Raw genomic sequence first — 18,593 nt, forward strand, 5'->3', positions numbered from 1 at the left:
GTTCCGGATCTCTCCGAAACGGCCCCTGACGCGCTCCTACCTCAGGAGACGGTGATGAACCGGGCGGTGCTCGGCACCCCCTGGGCGTCCAGGGCGAAGAGCATGTAGGTGCCCGGCAGGACCACGCCCTTGTCGGCCGGCAGGGACACCGTGTACGTGCCGTTCCCCGCGGCGGTGGATGTCAGCGGGACCCGCCGCTGGTCGTTGTCCGTGGAGTGGGTCGCGGCCGCGGCCCGCATCAGGACGAAGGAGGCCACCGCTCCCTCGGTGGCGACGGTGAGCGAGGTGCCGGCGGCGGCCCTGGGCGGTACGCCGCCGGTGATGACGGGACGCGGCTTGGGCGAGCCGTCGGCGTTGAGCAGGTACGGCGGGGTGAACACGGCCCCGTCGGCGTGGTTGGTGGCGCAGTCACCGCACAGGCCGCCGCCGCCGGAGAAGATCCGCCCGTCGGGCAACAGGTTGGCCAGGCTGTGGTAGTTGCGCGGGATGGCCATGGTGGCGAGCGGCGTGAAGCGTCCGGTCGCCGGGTCCCACAGCTCGGGGGTCAGTACGGACGTGGCGTCGCTGAAGGGCACCGGGTACGCCTGGCCGCCGAACACGGCGACCTTGCCGTCGGGCAGGACGACGCTGTTACCGAAGGAACGGGCGTAGCCCATGTCGCCCGTGCGCACCGCCCGGACCTGGTCGCCGTCGACGCTCACCGTGTACGCGCGCCGGGTGGCGGGCGTCTTCTCGTACGCGGGCGAGCCGCCCAGGGTGAGCAGCTTGCCGATGTCGTAGGCGACGGCGTTGCCGGTCATGGCGTCCTGGCTGTCGGCCCGGGTGCCGGCGGAGGTGATGCTGCCGTTCCCTCCGGTCGTGATCCAGTTCATCTGCTTGCTCGGGCCCAGCTGGAGCACCTTGCCGCCCGAAGTGGCGTACAGCCACATGTGGTTGTCGGCCCGGTATGCGCCGGCCGGGTCGGCTGTCAGGGCCGGGGCGGCGGGGACGCCGGAGAGCCTGCGCCAGGTGCGGGTGTCCGGGGACCAGACCTCGCCGGCCTTGTCGCCCGTGGCGCCGCTCCAGGATCCGCCGAGGACGAAGGCCTCGCCGGTGGAGAGCAGGGTCATGGACTGGTAGCCCCGGGCGATGTTCATGCTGGTGGTCGCGGACCAGCTGTCGGTTGCCGGGTCGTAGATGCTCGCCTTCTCCGCGTTGCTGCCGCCGGTGACCAGGACCCGGCCGTCGGCGAGCATCGCTATGCCCGGGCAGAACATGTCGTGGCCGGTGTTGTCGATGCGGCGCTGGGTGACCCTGCCCGTCTTCAGGTCCAGGATGGCGGTCTGGGTGTAGCCGTTGCTGCCGCCGTAGCGGTCGACCGCGTACGCCGACCAGGCCAGGAGCTTGTCGCCCGGCAGGACGGCGGTCGCGACCGGCACCAGGGGGAAGCCGGTTATCCGGCTCCAGGAGCCGTGTGCGGCCGGGTCGGCCGGCCCGCTCAGGCGTATCTCGGCGGCGGAGGTCCACGGCCCGCGGTTGCCCGCCTCGCTCGTCACGGTCAGGCGTATGTAGCGGGCGTTGCCGGGGCGTATGAACGTGGCGGTCTTGACGGTGTCGTCGTCGCGCCAGGTGCCCGAGGAGACCGGTGTGCCGAAGGTCGTGCCGTCGGTACTGGTGGTGACGGTGTACGCGCCGACGCGCCCGTTGGGGCTGTCCTTGCGGGGCTGGTAGACCAGGGCCGAGACGGCCGCCGTGCGGTGCATGTCGATGGTGATGCTGTGCGGCAGCGGGGCCGGGGTCCCGGACCACCGGCTGTGCCAGATGGTGGCGCCGTCCCCGTCGAGGACGTTGGCCGCGCGGCCGTTCTCCTTGACGGTCTCCTCGTCACTGGCCGCGGCGGTCCATCCGGTCCGCGCCAGGTCGACGGTGGCCGCCGGGGTTCCGGGGTCGCCGAGCAGGTTGAGCTCCGCGGCAGAGGTCCAGGGGCCGCGGTTGCCGGCCTCGGTGAGGGCGGTGAGCCGGACGAACCGCGCGCCCTGCGGGGCGAATCCCAGGGTCTTGGCACTGGCGTCGTCCGCGAGGGTGCCGGTGGCCACCGGGCTTCCCCAGGTCCGGCCGTCGACGCTGACGCTGATGCTGTACTCACCGACGCGCCCGTTGGCCTTGTCGGTGCGGGGCTGGTAGACGAGCGCCGAGACCACCGTCGTGCGGTGCATGTCGAGGGTGATGCTGTGCGGCAGCGGCGCGGGGGTGCCGGACCACCGGCTGTGCCAGATGGTGGCCGTGTTGCCGTCGAGGACGTTGGCCGCGCGGCCGTTCTCCCTGAGGGTCTCCTCGTCGCTCGCCGTGGCCGTCCATCCGGTCCGGTCGAGCAAGGGCGCCGTCGGCTCCATGGCGTTCGCGGGGGCGACGCCGTGGTGCGGCGACTGCTGGGCGGTCTGCTGGGTGAAGGGCACCGGGGGCGTCGGGCCGCGGCCGCCCGGCCCCGTGCTCGCCACTCCCAGCCAGGGGGTGAGCCCGACGAGAAGGGAGCCGAGGGCGAGGGCGATGAGCAGCGGGGAGCGTCGGAATGATGCGGCTATGGCGCGGATGCGTCTGGACTGCAAGCGGACCTCCTGGGCGACCGTGAACCGCGGGCCCATAGAAGATAGGACGAAAGGGCCCAACTCGACTACGGAAAAGGCGAGTTGACCAGATTCCGTCCGCACCGCACGCGGAACCGTCCGCTCCGCCGGATCCGGCGGCCGGTCCACCGTCCGCCCGCCGAGCGTGAGCCCGCGCAGCCCGTGACGAGGCCCCTCGGCCGAACGCGCTCCGGGAGGGCGGGCGCAGGCCGTCGGACGGAACGGAACGGGCAGTGAGCGCCGTACGGGAGCGAGGGAGCAGGAAGTGCGACATGCGCGGGCCCGGCTGCGCGGGAACGCCGAGCGGTCGCGCACTCCGGACCCGCGGGCGAACGGGCAGGACGACGAGGTCTTCCGAGAGGACGAGGGCCGGCGCCGCTCGGGTCCGCGTCGCACGAGGCGGGGCCGCGTCCCCAAGGACGAGCGCCGGGAGGGCGAGCGGGCCGTCGGTCAGGCGACGACCGGAAGCCGGGCGGCAGCCGCCGCCCGGCTTCCGGTCTCCCCGTGCGGCACGCGGCGCCGCACGCGCGCCGTCGGACCGTCCCGCATGCGGTCAGTTCGTCCGCCGTGCCGTCGGACCGTCCCGCGTGCGGTCAGACCGCTCGCCAGGTGTCGTCCGGCAGATGGGAGCCCGCCATCGGGCCCATGCGCAGCATCCCGCCGTCGACGGCCCAGGAGGCGCCGGTGACGTACGAGGCGTCCGGGCCGGCCAGGAAGGCGATGACCGCGGCCACCTCGCGGGCGTCGCCCGGGCGCCCGAGCGGGATGCCCGGACGGGGCGCCGTGGTGACGTCGCGGTCCTCCTGACCCGTCATCGGCGTGGCGATCTCACCAGGGGCGACCGCGTTGACGGTGATGCCGTGGGGTGCCAGCTCCAGGGCCATCACCTGGGTCAGGAGCCCGAGTCCGCCCTTCGCCGCACAGTAGGGCGCCGTCCCGACCCTCGGCTGGTGCTCGTGGACCGACGTGACGTTGACGATCCGGCCGCCGTGGCCCTGGCCGATCATGCGCCGGGCCGCGCGCTGCGCGCACAGCAGCGGGCCGACGAGGTCCACGTCGAGGATCCGCCGGACCGTCTCGTGGTCCAGGTCGAGGAAGGGCGTCGACGTTCCGGTGCCGGCGTTGTTCACCAGGACGTCGACACCGCCGAGCCGGTCGGCGAGCACGTCGACGGCCTCGGCGGCGTCCGGCAGCAGCGTGAGGTCCATGGGTTCGACGTACGCCTCGCGTCCCAGGCCGCGTACCTCGGCCGCGGTCTCCTCCGCGCCGCGCAGGTCCCGGTGCCAGGTGATGCCGACGTCCGTGCCGGACGCGGCGAGACGGACGGCCGTGGCGCGCCCGATCCCGGAATCGGCGCCCGTGACGACGGCGGTCCGAGGGTGGAAGCTCGACGGACTGTTCATGACAGCACCCTCCTCGGCGCATTCCCGGACGCCGCACCCGACCGCGTCTGCCCACGGAAGCGCGACGCATGCGCGCCGGCGGGCTCCGGCGCCGGGTTCGTTTCACCACGGGTGCGCGGGGCACACGCGCGACACGCCCCGTGTGGCGCCTTTCGCATGACCACGACGAGACGGAGCAGCCATGGACCACTCGCGCGCACCGGTGCTCGAAGCGCTGGAGGACTTCCGGCGGCGTGGGGACGTCGTCTTCGGACCGCCGGGGCACAAGCAGGGCCGGGGCACCGATCCCCGGGTCGGCGACGTCCTGGGCTACGACGTCTTCCGCTCGGACGTGCTGCTGCTCAACGGTCTCGACGACCGGCGGGAGTCGCAGGGCGTGCTGGACCAGGCTCAGGAACTCATGGCCGACGCGGTCGGCGCGGAGCGGGCGTTCTTCTCGACGTGCGGGAGCTCGCTGTCGGTGAAGACGGCGATGCTGGCCGTCGCGGGCCCGGGTGAGAAGCTGCTGCTGTCCAGGAACGCGCACAAGTCCGTGATCGCGGCCGTGGTCGTGAACGGGGTCGAGCCGATCTGGGTGCACCCGAAGTTCGACGCGGACCGGCATCTGGCCCATCCCCCGGAGCCCGACGACGTACGCGCGAAGCTGCGGGAGCACCCGGACGCGAAGGGCATGCTGCTGATCACGCCCACGGACTGGGGCACCTGCGCCGATGTGAAGGGCGTGGCCGACGTGTGTCACGAGGCCGGTGTGCCGCTGATCGTCGACGAGGCCTGGGGCGCCCACCTGCCGTTCCACCCCGACCTGCCGGCCTGGGGCATCGACGCGGGCGCGGACCTGGTGGTGACCAGCGTCCACAAGATGGGCGGCGCGATCGAGCAGAGCTCGGTCTTCCACCTCCAGTACGACCGGGTGTCGCCGGAGGTCCTCAAGCAGCGCGAGGACCTGCTCGGCACCACGAGCGCCTCCTCGCTGGTGTACGCGTCGCTCGACGGCTGGCGGCGGCAGATGGCCGAGCACGGCCGGGAGCTGCTCGACGGTGCCCTGCGCCGGGCGGCCCGGGTCCGCGAGGCGGTGGCGGGGCTGCCGGGTCTGGTGCCGATGGGCAAGGAGGTGCTGGAGGCCGGCCTCGCGGCCGACCTCGACCCGCTCAAGATCGTGATCGACGTGCGGGGCCTCGGCATCAGCGGGATGCAGGCGGCCGAGTGGCTGCGGGACGAGTGCCGCGTCGACGTGGGCGGTTCCGACACCTGCCGGATCAACGCCGCCCTCACGCACGCGGACGACGACACCACCGAGAAGGTGCTGGTGGACGCGCTGCAGGCGCTCGTCGAACGGGCCGGCGAGCTGGAGCCCCGGCCGGCGGTCCGGCTGCCGGAGCCCTCCGGCCTCGAGCTGGAACAGGCCCGGCTGCCGCGCGAGGCGTTCTTCGGGGAGGCGGAGCACGTGGCGGCGAAGGACGTGGTCGGCCGCATCTCGGCGGAGACGATCAGTCCGTACCCGCCGGGGGTGCCGGCCGTGACGCCCGGCGAGGTGATCAACGCCGAGGTCGTGGAGTACCTGCGCAGCGGCGTCGCGCACGGCCTGCTGCTCCCCGACGCCGCCGACCCCTCCCTGGCGACGTTCCGGGTGGTGGCCCGCGACCAGAGCTCCTGAGCGGCCGCACGGCGCCCTACGTACGCGCTTTCCGTGGCGTCGCTCGTGACACGCGTACGGGCGCGCCCGTCGCGGAGGCGCCGTAGGGACGTCGGCTGCCCCGCCGGCCGCTGTCCCGCCTCCGCGGTGTGAAGACCAGGGCGGGGCGGCGTCATGGTGCACGGTCGTACGCCGGGGGCGGCCCGTGGTCGTACGCGAGTGGCTCGCCGCTCAGGGAGCCTGGCGCCCGGCCCTGCGGCGGAGCCTGAAGGGCAGGACGTACCAGCACAGGGCGAACCAGACCATGACCGCGCCGACGATCACCTGGGCGAGCGGTGAGGGCAGGACGGCGTGCAGGAGGAACAGCAGGGTGCACGCGATGGTCAGGGCGAGCAGCACGATGCCGCAGGTCATCATCCGGCCGGCGGCTTCGACGACCTCGCGCTTCATGCGCAGTCCGCACAGGCACCGGTGGATCGACACGGGGGCGATCAGGGCGGCCGTCGAGGACGCGGCCAGGACCACGGTGACGACGTAGAGGGCCCGGTCGAAGGCCGACAGGGTGCCGAAGCGCGCGGTGAAGGCGATGCTCAGCAGGAAGCCGAAGAGGATCTGCACGCCGGTCTGCGCGACGCGCGTCTCCTGGAGGATCTCCGCCCACCGCCGGTTGACCCGCTCCCGAGCCGTCTCCGGCGGCCCGACCCCGTCCAATCCGCCGACGGGGTCGTCCGCCTCGGCTCTTCGGCCCGGTCGGGCGGCCGTTCCCGGGCCTTCGGGCGCGGGCCGTCCGCCGGACCCGGGCGACCGGCCGGAGCCGGGAGGACCTGCTGATGCGGGCGTCTTCCCCGAGGTGCTCGACGTGACGGTCATGGCGGCCTCCTCTTCCGGCGGGCGGGACCCGGCGGGCGTGCGCGGTCAGTCGTCTCCGCGGATGATGTTCCGCTCGGGATCGCCGCCGTCAGGCTCGTCCGCCGCGGCGTCACCGGAAGGGGCCCGGGCGGGGCGGCAGGTGGACAGGGTCGTGTCGCGCGTCACGACCCCGTCGGCCGGTGGTGTGTCGATCCACGTGTTCATCGCCGTCAACTCCTCGTGCCCTCGCGGGCCTTGTGGCCCTCACGGCCCTCGTCGCCCTCGCGGCCGCTAGCTGTCCTCGCTGCCCTCGTTGTCCTCGGGTGTCTCGCGCGAGCCCTCGCCGTGCGGCCGGAGGGTCGCGCACGCGACTACCCGCCGGAGCGGCGGAGAGTCGCCTTTCCCGCCGAGAACTTCACAATTGTTCAAATTCCTCGGTGAACACCGCGCTCGCGTGGAGTGCCGCACATGTGGCCGACCGGGGCCCGGAAAGGGCACGGGGACGCCTGGGCTCCCGGAGCCCCGGCCGTTGCGAGAGCTGTCGTGACGGACGATCCGGCGCTTGTCCGAGGTGCTGTCCCGGCGGCCCCGGGTCAGGCCGTACGGCGCCGCGATCGCATGGCGATGATCACGGTGTCGCACACCATGGCAACGGCGCCGAGCAGTGCGAGCGGCCAGGTGCCCTCGGGTGGGACGTACTGCCAGGTGATCCCGGCGGTGATTCCGCCGGCCAGGGCGATGCCTGTACCGGAGGGGTATCGGAGGGGGATCGTGAGGTGCCTGCCGGGCCCGGGTTCCGGTCCGGCGACGGGCATGGGATCCTGCAGGGACATCTGGTGCTCTCCTTCGTGGTGGTGCCGGGTGGTTCCGCCGCTCCCACGGTTCCTAGGCCGAGAGGGGAGCGGCGGACTGCTTCGTGGGGCTCGGTGGCCGAGCGGGGTGCAGGTGCTCATGCCTTCCTACGCTTCCTTGACCTGGCGATCACCCCGATCGGGATCGCGCGGGCCGAGATGCGGGTCAGGTAGATCGCCCGGATGCGACGCGGACGCCGGGGCAGGTCGTGCCACTCTGCCGCCCATTCCTCGGCGTAGCGGGCGCTGTCTCCCGTCAGCCGGGCGGCAAACGAGATGCGGCGGCTGCCCGGTGGCGCCGAACGTGCTTCGTCCTGAGTCTTCACCGCCAGGTCCGACACACGCGCTCCGTCGCCGTGCCGCCTCCACCACGGGTACGCCACGACGAGCGCCGCTGACGATCCGCTCTCTGTGGCGAATTCGACGACCTCCAGAAGGGCGCTCATGCCGCCTCCCTGCGCTTCTGGACGCGGAGCACCCAGGCGAGGGCGGGCCCCGTGCGAACGAGAAGCCGGGTGAGGAACGCGAGGCGAGTGAGGAAGGGCCGTTCCCGTAAGTCCTGCCACTCCCCCGCCCACTCCTCCGCCCAGCGCTCGCGGTCACGCGTGGGCAGCATGCACGCGGTCAAGCCGACCGTGCGCGATCGGTGCGGCGCGAGAAGCGGCACGGTGTGTTCTTTCACCGTGTACTCGATGGGAGCCCCGTTCAGGAACAGCTGAGTCTTGCTGTCCTTGATGGACACTCCCTTGGAATTGATCTCCTCGACCAGCCGCTTCGAGAAGGCGTCCACATTGTCGAGTCGGTACCGCTCTTCGCTATCGAGTAGTGCGACGTACGCGTCCATCAGCCGGGCGTCTTCGGAGTCCACCTGCCAGGACTCGCCAGTGATGTCCTTGAAGCCGTCGTCGTGCATGGATCACGCTCCCAGCCCGCCGGCGGCGGGACGCAGTCGCGCGGAGGTGGTGCCGCCGTTGTACGCCTGGGCGAGGGCGAGGCGGGCGGACTCGGCGCCGCCGGGCGAGAAGCGGTAGTAGCGGCGGCGCGGGCGGGGCGGGTCGGTCTTCTCGATCTCGCTCTGGTCTTCCCAGAAGGACTCGAGCCAGCCGGTGTTCTCCAGGCGGGCGAGGATCGGGTGGATGGTGCCGGTGGGCAGGCCTGCGGCGTTGGAGAGTTCCAGGCCGTAGCGGGCCTTCGTGGGGGTCTCCAGCAGGGTCCGCAGCACCAGCTGTGTCGGGAGCGTCATGCGCGGAGTCTTAGCCATGCCAAAACTCTAGTATGGGTGTGACCTGCTATGTCAACGCTCAGTTGAGGGTCAGTCACGCATGATGTCCACCACCGGAGTTCGGCGTCGGGCGTCGGCGCAGGTCAGCGCTGCGGGCTGATCCTTCTCAGCTGCTCACCGTCGTCGAAGGCACCAGCCCGCGCATCGAGCCGCTCTCCGCGGACTGGTCCGCGTACGTCGACCTCACCGGTCGGCCAGGCCCACTTGCGCCAGGACCTGGGAGGCGGATCTGCCTCGAGCCGCTGCCGTCGCTGACGAAACGGGTCCTCCTGGGACCGGGAGGGCGCGTGGATGCCGGCGAGCCGGTCCGGTGGGCCTGCCGGTGCCGGCGTACACGTGGACGTCCGGCCCACCGCGCGGGCCGGACGTCGTGGTGATGCGCGCTCAGCCGGCCTTGGGCGTGAAGCCCTTCGCCGCCTCGGAGACGAACGGCTCACGGACGGTCCGCATGCCGCCCGGGACGGACTTGTCCGGCTGGAGGATGACGGACTCGCGTGAGGACGGCGCCTTCGGATCGCTGAAGTCGTGCGTGCCGAACCCGGCGTCGTACGCGTTCAGGGTCAGCAGGGCCTTGTCGATGCCCTCCCGTGTGAGGTCCTTGGCGTCGCACGCCCTCTTCAGGGCCTCCCCGTAGACACTGGCCGCCGTCCACCCGGCCACGATGCCGTTGTCGAGGCTGTCGTTCGGGTACGCGGCCTGGTAGTCGGCGACGAGCTTCTTCGCGGCCGGGGTGTCGGCGCCGATCGGGAGGCTCGGAGAGGCGAACCAGTACATCTTCTCCAGCGCCGGTCCGGCCTGGGTGCCCAGCAGCTGGGGCGCGAAGGCCGAGTTGTTGCCGATGACCGGCACCAGGAACTTCGCCGCCGCCGCGACACCGACCAGCGAGGCGGCCTGCCGCGGGCCCGCGCTGATGACGACGGCCTTGACGCCCGCCTGCTTCAACGCCGCCACCTGCGCCGACATGTCGTTGTCGGTGGGCTTGATCTTCTGCTCCACGACCGTCAGCCCGGCCTTTCCGGCCGCGAACTTCGACCCCGCCAGCGCGTTCTCGCCGTAGTCGCCCTCGAAGTAGACGTGGCCCAGCTTGTCGCCCGCCTTCAGTCCCTTCTCCTTCAGCAGGAAGTCGACGGCGTTGATCGTCTCGACGTCGTAGGTGGAGCCGAGGACGCGGATGTACGGGGAGCCGAGCAACGAGGCCGACCAGGCCTGCGGCAGCACCAGTCCCTTGTCCCGGCCGTCGACGCGCTGCTTCACGGCGGCGACGAACGGAGAACCGATGAACTGCATGTATCCGGCGACCTTCGGCTCCAGCTCGGTGTAGGCGGAGAGCGCCTTCTGCGGGTCGTAGCCGTGGTCGCGGACCGTCAGCTCCAGCTGTCGGCCGCAGACCCCGCCGGCCGCGTTGACCTGCTTCACGTACAGCTGCTGAGCCTGGGTGACGCTCTTGCCGAGCGTGGCGTACACGCCCGTCATGTCGGTGAGCGCACCGACCGCGATGGTCTTGCCGGTGACGCCCGTGCCGGACTTCACCCCGTCCGCTCCGGTGTCCGCCCCGTCGGTGGACTTGGCCTTGGAGCTGCAGCCGACGGCGGTCAGCACGACGAGGGCGGCGGCGAGCGCGACGGCCGTCGTTCTCGGGGCCTGGCGTCGGTGGGTCATCGTTCCTCCCCAGAGGAGTGCGAGGGTTGGGCGGTTCGCCTGCGTGGCCGGGCGGCGAGCCGGACCAGGCCGCCGGGCAGGAAGAGCACCACCGCGACGACGGCGGCGCCGTAGAGATAGCGGGAGGCCTCCCCCGGTGCGACCCCGCCCGTCCCGGGGGCGGAGACCAGGGGCAGCGCGTCGCTGTACCGGTTGAGGAGCTGCGGCAGCAGGGAGACGAACACGCCGCCCACCACCGCTCCGGCGACCGAACCGAGACCGCCGATGACGATCATGGCCAGGTACTCGAGGGAGAGCAGCATGCCGAAGTACTCCGGCACGGTGCGCTGGAACACCAGCGCGAGCAGCACCCCGGCCAGTCCCGCGTACATGGACGACAGGACGAAGACGGCGGCGCGGTAGCGGGCCACGGGGACGCCCATGACACCGGCGGCGATCCGGTGGTCCCGGATCGCGTTCATGGCTCGGCCGGGGCGGCCGCGGAGGACGCCGCGAGCGAAGAGGACACCCGCGAGCAGGAGGAGGAGACCCAGATACCAGAGTTTCTCCGCGGAACCGAACGGGACCTGGGCCACCAGCAGTTCGCTGTCGTCGAAGGTGAGCCCGAAGAGGTCGAGCGGGGGCACGGCTCGGCCGTTGAAGCCACCGGTGATGTCGTGGGCGTTGAACAGGACGTGCTGTCCGATGAAGATCAGCGCGAGGGTCGCGATGCCGAGGTAGGCGCCCCGCAGCCGGCCGGCGATGGGGCTGAACACCCCGCCGGCCGCACCCGCGAGGGCCACGGCGAGGACGGCGGCGAGCCAGCCGGGCAGGCCCAGTCCGGTGAGCCCGTCCGTCCCGTCCCCGGCGAAGGCGCAGTAGCCGTACGCGCCGACGGCGAGGAAGAAGGCGTGGCCCATCGAGAGCTGGCCGGTGGCTCCGGTCAGCAGGTTGATGCCGATGGCGCCGATCGCGGCGGCCATGGCGAACAGCCCGGCCTGGAGCCAGAACCGGTCCAGGTAGAAGGGGAAGGCGACGAGTACGAGCCCGGCGGCGGCCCACCCGTACACACGGGGCCGGGCGAGGGCGGCCGTTCCACGGCGGGGAAGCGCGTCAGACACGGGACAGCTCCTTCGTGCCGAGGAGTCCGGCGGGGCGGAGGAGCAGTACCGCGACCATCACCAGGTACGGGGCGAGATCGCCGATGCCGCGGCCGAGGAAGGTCAGATCGCCCTGGTAGCCGGTGGCGAGGGACTCGGTGACCCCCACCAGCAGGCCGCCGACGAGGGCGCCGGTGGTGGAGTCGAGACCGCCGAGGATGGCGGCCGGGAAGGCCTTCATCGCGGCGAGGGAGGTCGTCCGTTCCAGGCCCGGGGTCGGGAAGACGGTGAGGAAGAGCGCGGCGACGGCGGCGAGGCCGCCGGCCACCGCCCAGGCGCCGAGCGAGACCCGGCCGAGCCGGATGCCCATGAGGGCGGCGGTCTCCTGGTTCTCGGCCGCGGCGCGCATGGCGACGCCCCAGGAGGTGTGGCGGAAGGCGAGCAGGAAGGCGGTGATGAGCAGTCCGGCGGTGAGGAAGGCCGCGATGCGGGTCTGGGCCAGGGTGACCGGGCCGATGGTGACGACGGCGTCGCCCCACGGGTCGCCGGGCGAGAGGATGTCGGTGCCGATGCGGCGGGTCAGTTCGGTGGCCAGCAGGATGTCGACGCCGATGGTGACGATGGCGAGGACGCTCTGGTCGGAGCCGCGGTAGCGGCGCATGACGAGGAACTCGACGGCGGCGCCGACGAGGGCCGCGCCGCCGATCCCGGCCAGCAGCGCGGGCCAGAAGCCGATGCTCTCGTGGAGCACGGCGGTCACGTAGCCGCCCGCGAGGAGCAGGGAAGCGTGGGCGAAGTTGACGACCTCGGTGGCGCGGAAGATCACCACGAAACCGAGGGCGATGAGGGCGTAGACGGATCCCAGCGAGACGCCGTTGAGCAGGAGTTCGACGAAGGTGGTCACCCGGAGGTCTCCTCTCCGAGGTAGGCGCGGACGACCGCGGGGTCGTTCTGGACGTCGTCGGGAGTGCCGTCGGCGATCCGGCGGCCGAAGTCGAGGACGGTGACGGCGTCGGCCAGCCGCATCACCACTCCCATGTCGTGCTCCACGAGGACGATGGAGATCCCGAGGCTGTCGCGGACGCCGGCGATGACGGCGGCGGTACGGCGGCGCTCGTCGGCGGTCATCCCGGCGACGGGCTCGTCGAGGAGCAGCAGCGACGGCTCCATGCAGAGGGCGCGGGCCAGTTCGGCGAGCTTCTGCTGCCCGTAGGGGAGGGATCCGGCGGGCTGTGCGAGCTGGTTCTCCAGGCCGACGAAGGCGGCGATCTCGCGGACGCGTGCGCGGTGGCGGGCTTCCTCGCGGGCGGCGGAGGGCAGCCGGAGCCCGGCGGCGAGGAAGCCGGTACGGGTGAGCCGGTGACGGCCGAGCATCAGGCTGTCCTCGACGGTGGCGCGGGGCGGGAGCGCGAGGTTCTGGAAGATGCGGGCGACGCCGAGTCCGGCGATCTTGTGCGGAGGAAGGGTGGTGAGTTCGTGCGGGCCGAGCCGGACGCTTCCCGAGGTCGCCCGGTAGACGCCGGAAAGCACGTTGAAGCAGGTGGACTTGCCGGCTCCGTTGGGGCCGATGACGGCGTGCACGGTGCCGGGACGGACGGTGAACGAGACCGCGTCGAGCGCGGTGAGCCCCGCGAAGCGGACGGTGACGTCGCGTACGTCGAGGGCGGGGACCGGGGCGGGAACCTTCAAAGAGGCGGACCTTTCCGAGACGGGGGCCTCCGAGGAGGCAGGTGCGGCCTGCCGCTCGGGCGCGGGGGCGTCCGCGGAGGTCGCCGAGGACCGGGCTTCCGCGGAGGTCGCCGAGGACCGGGCGTCCGTCGCGGCGCCCTCGCGGGGTGCGGCGGGCGGCTTCGCCGGACCGCCCGGGCCGGGCTCGCTCATCGGATCTCCTCCCAGCGGGCGAGGACAGGGTGCGCTGCGGGGGCGTCCGGCGCGTCCGCGTCCGCGGTCTCGTCGGAGACGCCGAGATAGCGCCGCCGTACCTCGTCGGAGGCGGCGAGTCGGGCGGCCGGGCCGGAGAGGGAGACCTCGCCGACCTCCAGGACGTACGCCCGGTCGGCGAGCCGCAGCGCGAGCGCCGCGTTCTGCTCGACGAGGAGGACGGCGGTGCCCTGGGCGTTGATCTCGCGGATCGTGTCGGCGATCCGGGCCGCCATGAGCGGGGCGAGGCCCAGCGAGGGCTCGTCGAGGAGGAGGAGTTTCGGCGAGGCCATCAGCGCGCGTCCGACGGCGAGCATCTGCTGTTCACCGCCGGACAGCAGTCCGGCGCGCTGGCGGGACCGGTCGGCGAGCACGGGGAAGAGTTCGTGGACCCGTCGCAGGGCCGACGCCTTCGCCCTCCGGTCTCCCCGCGCGCCGAGCGCCCCCGCCCGCAGGTTGTCCTCCACGGTCATCCGGGCGAAGACCTGCCGCCCCTCCGGCACCTGGGAGATCCCGGCGGCGACGACCCGGTCCGGCGCGAGCGCGCCGATCGGCCGCCCGCCGAAGGCGACGGTGCCGGAGGTGACGGCCCCGCCGTGGAACGACAGCGTGCGCGAGACGGCCCTCAGCAGGGTGGACTTCCCCGCACCGTTGCCGCCGAGGACGGTGACGACGGCGCCCTCCGGCACGGTGAGCGACACCCGCCTCAGGGCGCGTACCGGCCCGTATCCCGCCGACAGGTCCGTGACCTCGAGGGCGAGTCCGGTCCCTCCCATGGTTCCCCTTCCGTGGCCTGTTCAGTGGCGCTCACCCCAGCACCGCGGTGGCCGCCCGTCCACGTGCGGCGGCCGAAACGCTGCCGGTGACCAGCGGGCCCCGGCAGGTGTTGTGCACGCGCACAACACCGCGTGTCAGGGGCCTGTCGGGAAGGGGTGCGGGGTGGCATCCTCCGGGCATGGGACGGCGCAGACCACGGACCGGCGATGACTGGAAGCTGCTGGCCGAGGCGTGTACGGCGCTTCTGGAGCGGCTGCCCGAGCTGGTGGACCAGCACCTGAGAGAACTGCACGAGTACGAACCGGCGTACGGCCAGATCGTGCCGCACGACCAGCACTGGCGTGAGGCCCACGAGGCGCTGCGGATCGGGATCGAGATGATCTCGGCACCGCGGGATTCACCGCGGCGGGACCTGGAGCACGCCGACGAGCTGGGGCGGCGGCGTGCCGAGCAGGGGATGCCGCTGGAGCTGCTGGTGCACGCCTACCGGCACGCCGGCCACCTGGTGTGGGAGGCGCTGGTCGAGGACGCGGCGGCGTTCCCGCCCAGGCTGGCGGTGCTGACCCAGTCGGCGACCATGGTGTGGCAGGCGGTGGACGCGCAGGCGGACACGGCGTCGGAGGCGTACCGGGCGACGGAACGGGAGCTGCGGCGGCGTACCGACGAGCAGCTCCAGGCCCTCCTCGACGCCCTGCTGCAGGGCCGTTGTTCACCCGAGGTGACCTCGCGGGCGGCGGCCGGCCTGGATCTGCCGGAGCACGGCCGGTACGCGGTGGTGGTGCTGCGGCACGACCGGCGGGAGGCCCCCGAGCCCTTCCACCGGCGGGTGCAGGGGGCGGGTGCGCGGTTCCTGTGGCGGATGGGCGCGGACTGCGAGATCGGGGTGGTGTCGCTGGCGGAGGGCATCGGTCTGGACGCGCTGTCCGAACTGCTCGACGGGCGCTGCCCGGGGCCCGGAGGGATCAGCCCGGTGGTGACCGGGCTGGCGGAGCTGGGACGGGCACGCAGGCTCGCGGAGCTGGCCCTGCGGACCAGCCCGCCGGACTCACGGCAGCTCGTCCGGCTGGACCGCCGGATGGCGGGCGCCCTGGTGGTCGGACAACCGGAGCTGGCCGGGCTTCTGGTGACGGACGTCCTGGGCAGCGTGCTGGAACTGGACCCGGCCGACCGCGCGATCCTGCTGGAGACGCTGGACGTCTGGCTGGAGTGCGAGGGTTCGGCGGGCCGGGCGGCGGCTCGGCTCTACTGCCACCGCAACACGGTCTTCAACCGGCTGCGCCGCCTGGAGCAGCTGACGTCCCGGTCCCTGTCCCGGCCGAGGGACCTCACGGAGATGACGCTGGCCCTGGACGCCTTCCGTCTGAAGGCCTCGTGCTGAAGCAGCGGGACCCGCGCGGGCTGCTCGTCCCGGACCGCCGGCGCGTGCGGTCGGACCGGTGGTGGCGACGGCGGGGGGAGGACGGCCGTGGTGCCGGCAACGCGGTGCCGCCGGGGAGCGGACGCTCGCCCGCCCCTGGTACGGGACAAGAGCCGCCCCCATCATGTCACCGGCCGGAGCGGCGGCCGTCGCCGGTGGTACGTGACAGGAGCCGCCCCCCTCAGGTCACGCCTCGGAGCGGCGGCCGTCCCCCGTGGTACGGGACAGGAGCCCGGAGAGTTCGACGCGGGAGCGGATCCCCAGCCGGGCGAAGACGTTCCGCAGGTGGTGATCGACGGTGCGGGGGCTCAGCGACAGCCGGTCGGCGATCTCGTGGTTCGTCGCCCCCGCCGCCACCAGCCCGGCGATGCGCTGCTGCTGAGGGGTCAGCTCGCCCACCGCACCGGGGACGGTCCGTCTGTCCGCCGCACCTCCGGTCGCGCGCAGTTCGGCCCGCGCCTGGTCGGCCCAGACTCCGGCCGCAGCGCGCTCGAAGGTGACCAGCGCGTCGCTGAGCGGGCCCCGGGCCTCGACCAGACGCCTGCGGCGGCGTAGCCACTTGCCGTACGCGAGGAGGGTCCTTGCGCGTTCGAAGTCGTTGCCGCTCTCCTCGTGGTGCCGCACCGCCTCCCGGTACCAGTCCGCCGAGTCGCCTCCCTGGGTCAACAGCGCACGGCAGCGGGCCAGTTGGCCGGGTGCCTGGGGGTCGAGGCCGAGCCCGGCCCAGACCGCGAACTCCTCGGCCGCCGTGCCGGCCTCGGCCTCCCGGCCCGCCGCGCAGGCGGCCTCGACGAAGCAGGGCACGACGAGCATCCGCAGGGCGAAGTGACCGCCGCGCGGCCCCCTTCCGACGAGGGGAGCGAGACGCGCCGCGGCCTGCGCGGCGAGCCCGCCCGCCAGTTCGGCCCGGGCGATCGACCACTCGGCGAGCGTCCTCGCCTGGACGAGGCCGTGCGCCCGGGCGGTCCCGAGCGCACGGCCCGCGTGCTCGACGACCGCCGGAGCGTCGCCCCGGACGGAGGCGGCCAGGGCGAGGACCGCGTGCTGGTGGGCGGCCGCGTTGCGCTGCCCGGTGGACTCCGCCGTACGGAGTCCCTCCCTGGCATGCGCGGCGGCGAGCTCGTGCTGTCCGGATCGCAACTCGGCGTAGGCCAGGTGCTCGAGGACCCGGGGCAGCAGCGCGGCCCGGGCGGTGGCGCGCATCGTGGCCAGGGCGCGGGTATGGACGCGTACGGCGGCGGGCGCGTCGCCCAGGACCAGGGCCGCGGCGCCCGCGCGCAACAGCCGGCGGGGATCGTCGGACGCGCCGTCGTGGGCCACGACCCGGCCCAGCGGTGCACGCGCCTCCTCCAGCCGCACCGCGAGCGCGGCGCACATTCCGTCGCGGAAGTCCCGTTCCACCGCGTCGGCGCCGGCGGAGGATCCGGTGCGGTCGGCGCCGAAGCCGCCCCCGCCGAGAGCGATCGCGCAGGCCTCCGGGTCCCCCGCGGCCCACGCCGCCTCCATGGCGAGGAACCGCGCTTCCGAGGCCTCCTCGGGCGCCCCGTCGCGCAGCAACGAGGCGGCGAGGAGCAACACCTGATGGGCGTCACCGACCGGACCGTCGCCCAGTGCGGCCAGGCCGCGCGCGAGTTCGGCCCTGCCCCGCACCACACCGGGCATCCCCCGTACGTCCTCCGGCGCCCGCCCCTCGCCGGTCGCCTCGCCCACGAAGTGTGGTGCCCGGAACCGGTCGGACGGGTGGCCGGCCTCGCGGACCGGATCTCCTGCTGTCGGGGCGCCGGGAACTCCGGCCGTCTCGGATTCCGCCGACACTCCAGGAGGGCGGGGCGGCGGGGCCGGCATCCCGGCACCGTGCCCGGCGGGGTGCGGCGTACGCGCCGCCGCGGCACCCTGGCCCTTCGAGACGTCGTCCCCGCCCGCCGGCCCGCTCCCGGCGTCGGATCGGCCTCCGGCGGGAGGGACGAGGAGGGCGTACAGCTCCCGGCGCCGGGACGGCGGCACGGCACCCAGGACCGCGCGCCGCAGGAAGGGGTCGTCGAACCGGAGTGCTCCCCGTGTCCCGCGCAGGAGCCCGTCGGCGACCAGCCGGTCGAGCGCCTCGGGCGACGCGCGCACGGCGCGGGCCACCGCCAGGACCGCGTCCGCGCCGACCGGGCGCGGGGCGTCCGGTCCCCCGGCCGCCGGACCGGGCCGCCCGGCGTCGGGACACGGCTCCCCGGCGACGGCCACCAGCGTCAGCACCCGCCCGCACTCCGCCGGCAGGGAGTCGAGGAGCCCGCGGTACACCTCGGACAGCGAGGCGTCGGCGATGACCGGACCCGAGGGACCTTCTCCGCCCCTCGGCTCGGCGGGGACACGAGCGGCCGTCGCCGCCAGGACACCGGGATGGCCCGCGGCCTCGTCGAGCAGCCGCGTGCGGAAGGACGCCGTCAGGGGCACCGGGCACACGTCGTCGAGCAGGCGCCGCGCTCCCTCGCGGCTCAGTCGCCCGAGGGACAGCAGCCGGGCACCCGGCACATCGGGAGGCCGGTGATGGGCGGCGAACGAGACGACCCACGCCCACGGTCCGGTGTTCCCGCGCCAGGCCGCGTCGAGCGCGGTGCGGGAATGGGCGTCCCAGAGGTGGTGGTCGTCCAGGCAGAGCAGCAGCGGCTCGCCGGGGCACAGGGCCGCGAGTGCCCCGGGCACGCCGGCCGGGCCACGGGCCGCCCGCAGGGCACGGCGGGCGGCCGAAGGGGTGGGGGCGAGGGCGGACAGGAGGGCGCGTATCCCGCTCCAGGGGACGCGGTTGCCGCCGGGCGCGGCCACCCGGTGCGCGCGCACCCGGGAGTCCCGTACGGCCTGCTCCAGCAGGGCGGTCCGACCGGTGCCCGGGCCCCCGGTGAGCAGCAGGACGGCGCCCCTCCCCTCGGCGGCCCGCGCCGACAGCTGCGCGACGGCGGCGAGTTCGGACGTACGGTCGTACAGCCGCGGAGCAGCGGCGACCCTCGGCGCTCCACTCACGCCGTCACCGTACTGGCCGGTAAGAGGCGAGGAAAGAGGGAGGCGTTGGGCCGGGGTCCACACCTCGGGCCGGTCCTCTGTGCACGCGGACAACCCGAGCGGTCCGGCCGGGCG

The 18,593-nt window shown here is 73.6% G+C and carries 16 protein-coding genes; 2 read left to right on the top strand and 14 right to left on the bottom strand.

Translation table 11 applies throughout. The features are described from left to right. Positions 1-41: 41 nt before the first annotated feature. Positions 42-2,585, bottom strand: a complete 2,544-nt coding sequence (locus ACFY8W_RS05695) for a discoidin domain-containing protein (RefSeq protein ID WP_391100641.1) — start codon at positions 2,583-2,585, stop codon at positions 42-44. A gap of 611 nt (positions 2,586-3,196) precedes the next feature. Next, positions 3,197-4,006: an SDR family oxidoreductase gene (locus ACFY8W_RS05700; RefSeq protein WP_391100643.1), complete on the bottom strand. Its 810-nt coding sequence runs from the start codon at positions 4,004-4,006 to the stop codon at positions 3,197-3,199. Between the two features lie 181 nt (positions 4,007-4,187). Here ACFY8W_RS05700 and ACFY8W_RS05705 point away from each other — a divergent pair, with 181 nt between their 5' ends. Beyond that, the gene (locus ACFY8W_RS05705) at positions 4,188-5,660 is read left to right on the top strand and encodes an aminotransferase class I/II-fold pyridoxal phosphate-dependent enzyme (protein WP_391100645.1); all 1,473 of its coding nucleotides are present in this window, start codon (positions 4,188-4,190) and stop codon (positions 5,658-5,660) included. Between the two features lie 210 nt (positions 5,661-5,870). Here ACFY8W_RS05705 and ACFY8W_RS05710 read toward each other — a convergent pair whose 3' ends face one another. The 11 genes from ACFY8W_RS05710 to ACFY8W_RS05760 form a co-directional block, all read right to left on the bottom strand. Further along, the gene (locus tag ACFY8W_RS05710; RefSeq protein ID WP_391100648.1) at positions 5,871-6,509 is read right to left on the bottom strand and encodes a DUF6328 family protein; all 639 of its coding nucleotides are present in this window, start codon (positions 6,507-6,509) and stop codon (positions 5,871-5,873) included. Between the two features lie 45 nt (positions 6,510-6,554). Continuing rightward, complete coding sequence (locus tag ACFY8W_RS05715; RefSeq protein WP_391100650.1) at positions 6,555-6,713, bottom strand: hypothetical protein; 159 nt, start codon at positions 6,711-6,713, stop codon at positions 6,555-6,557. Between the two features lie 368 nt (positions 6,714-7,081). Next, positions 7,082-7,321 (bottom strand): hypothetical protein, encoded by a 240-nt coding sequence (locus ACFY8W_RS05720; protein ID WP_391100652.1) that lies wholly within the window; start codon positions 7,319-7,321, stop codon positions 7,082-7,084. Positions 7,322-7,437: 116 nt separating this feature from the next. Beyond that, positions 7,438-7,785, bottom strand: a complete 348-nt coding sequence (locus ACFY8W_RS05725) for a hypothetical protein (protein WP_391100654.1) — start codon at positions 7,783-7,785, stop codon at positions 7,438-7,440. Next, positions 7,782-8,252, bottom strand: a complete 471-nt coding sequence (locus tag ACFY8W_RS05730) for a hypothetical protein (protein ID WP_391100656.1) — start codon at positions 8,250-8,252, stop codon at positions 7,782-7,784. The genes ACFY8W_RS05725 and ACFY8W_RS05730 overlap by 4 nt, the downstream gene beginning before the upstream one ends. A 3-nt stretch (positions 8,253-8,255) precedes the next feature. Then, on the bottom strand, positions 8,256-8,600 hold the full coding sequence (locus ACFY8W_RS05735; RefSeq protein WP_391100658.1) for a helix-turn-helix domain-containing protein: 345 nt from the start codon (positions 8,598-8,600) through the stop codon (positions 8,256-8,258). Positions 8,601-9,005: 405 nt separating this feature from the next. Beyond that, the gene (locus ACFY8W_RS05740) at positions 9,006-10,280 is read right to left on the bottom strand and encodes an ABC transporter substrate-binding protein (RefSeq protein ID WP_391100661.1); all 1,275 of its coding nucleotides are present in this window, start codon (positions 10,278-10,280) and stop codon (positions 9,006-9,008) included. Next, positions 10,277-11,380 (bottom strand): branched-chain amino acid ABC transporter permease, encoded by a 1,104-nt coding sequence (locus ACFY8W_RS05745; protein WP_391100663.1) that lies wholly within the window; start codon positions 11,378-11,380, stop codon positions 10,277-10,279. The genes ACFY8W_RS05740 and ACFY8W_RS05745 overlap by 4 nt, the downstream gene beginning before the upstream one ends. After that, positions 11,373-12,263 (bottom strand): branched-chain amino acid ABC transporter permease, encoded by an 891-nt coding sequence (locus tag ACFY8W_RS05750; protein ID WP_391100665.1) that lies wholly within the window; start codon positions 12,261-12,263, stop codon positions 11,373-11,375. The genes ACFY8W_RS05745 and ACFY8W_RS05750 overlap by 8 nt, the downstream gene beginning before the upstream one ends. Continuing rightward, the gene (locus tag ACFY8W_RS05755; protein ID WP_391100668.1) at positions 12,260-13,240 is read right to left on the bottom strand and encodes an ATP-binding cassette domain-containing protein; all 981 of its coding nucleotides are present in this window, start codon (positions 13,238-13,240) and stop codon (positions 12,260-12,262) included. Before ACFY8W_RS05755 ends, ACFY8W_RS05750 begins: the two co-directional genes overlap by 4 nt. Beyond that, entirely contained in the window at positions 13,237-14,055 is an 819-nt protein-coding gene (locus tag ACFY8W_RS05760) for an ATP-binding cassette domain-containing protein (RefSeq protein WP_391100670.1), read from the bottom strand. Before ACFY8W_RS05760 ends, ACFY8W_RS05755 begins: the two co-directional genes overlap by 4 nt. A gap of 179 nt (positions 14,056-14,234) precedes the next feature. Between ACFY8W_RS05760 and ACFY8W_RS05765 the strand changes: the two genes are divergently transcribed. Continuing rightward, positions 14,235-15,434, top strand: coding sequence for a helix-turn-helix domain-containing protein (locus tag ACFY8W_RS05765; protein WP_391100672.1), 1,200 nt, complete (start codon positions 14,235-14,237; stop codon positions 15,432-15,434). A gap of 225 nt (positions 15,435-15,659) precedes the next feature. Here the strand turns inward: ACFY8W_RS05765 and ACFY8W_RS05770 are convergent, their stop codons facing one another. Further along, entirely contained in the window at positions 15,660-18,479 is a 2,820-nt protein-coding gene (locus ACFY8W_RS05770; RefSeq protein ID WP_391100674.1) for a LuxR C-terminal-related transcriptional regulator, read from the bottom strand. Positions 18,480-18,593 lie beyond the last annotated feature (114 nt).

It is taken from the genome of Streptomyces sp. NPDC012637, from assembly GCF_042954805.1.
Classification (GTDB): domain Bacteria; phylum Actinomycetota; class Actinomycetes; order Streptomycetales; family Streptomycetaceae; genus Streptomyces.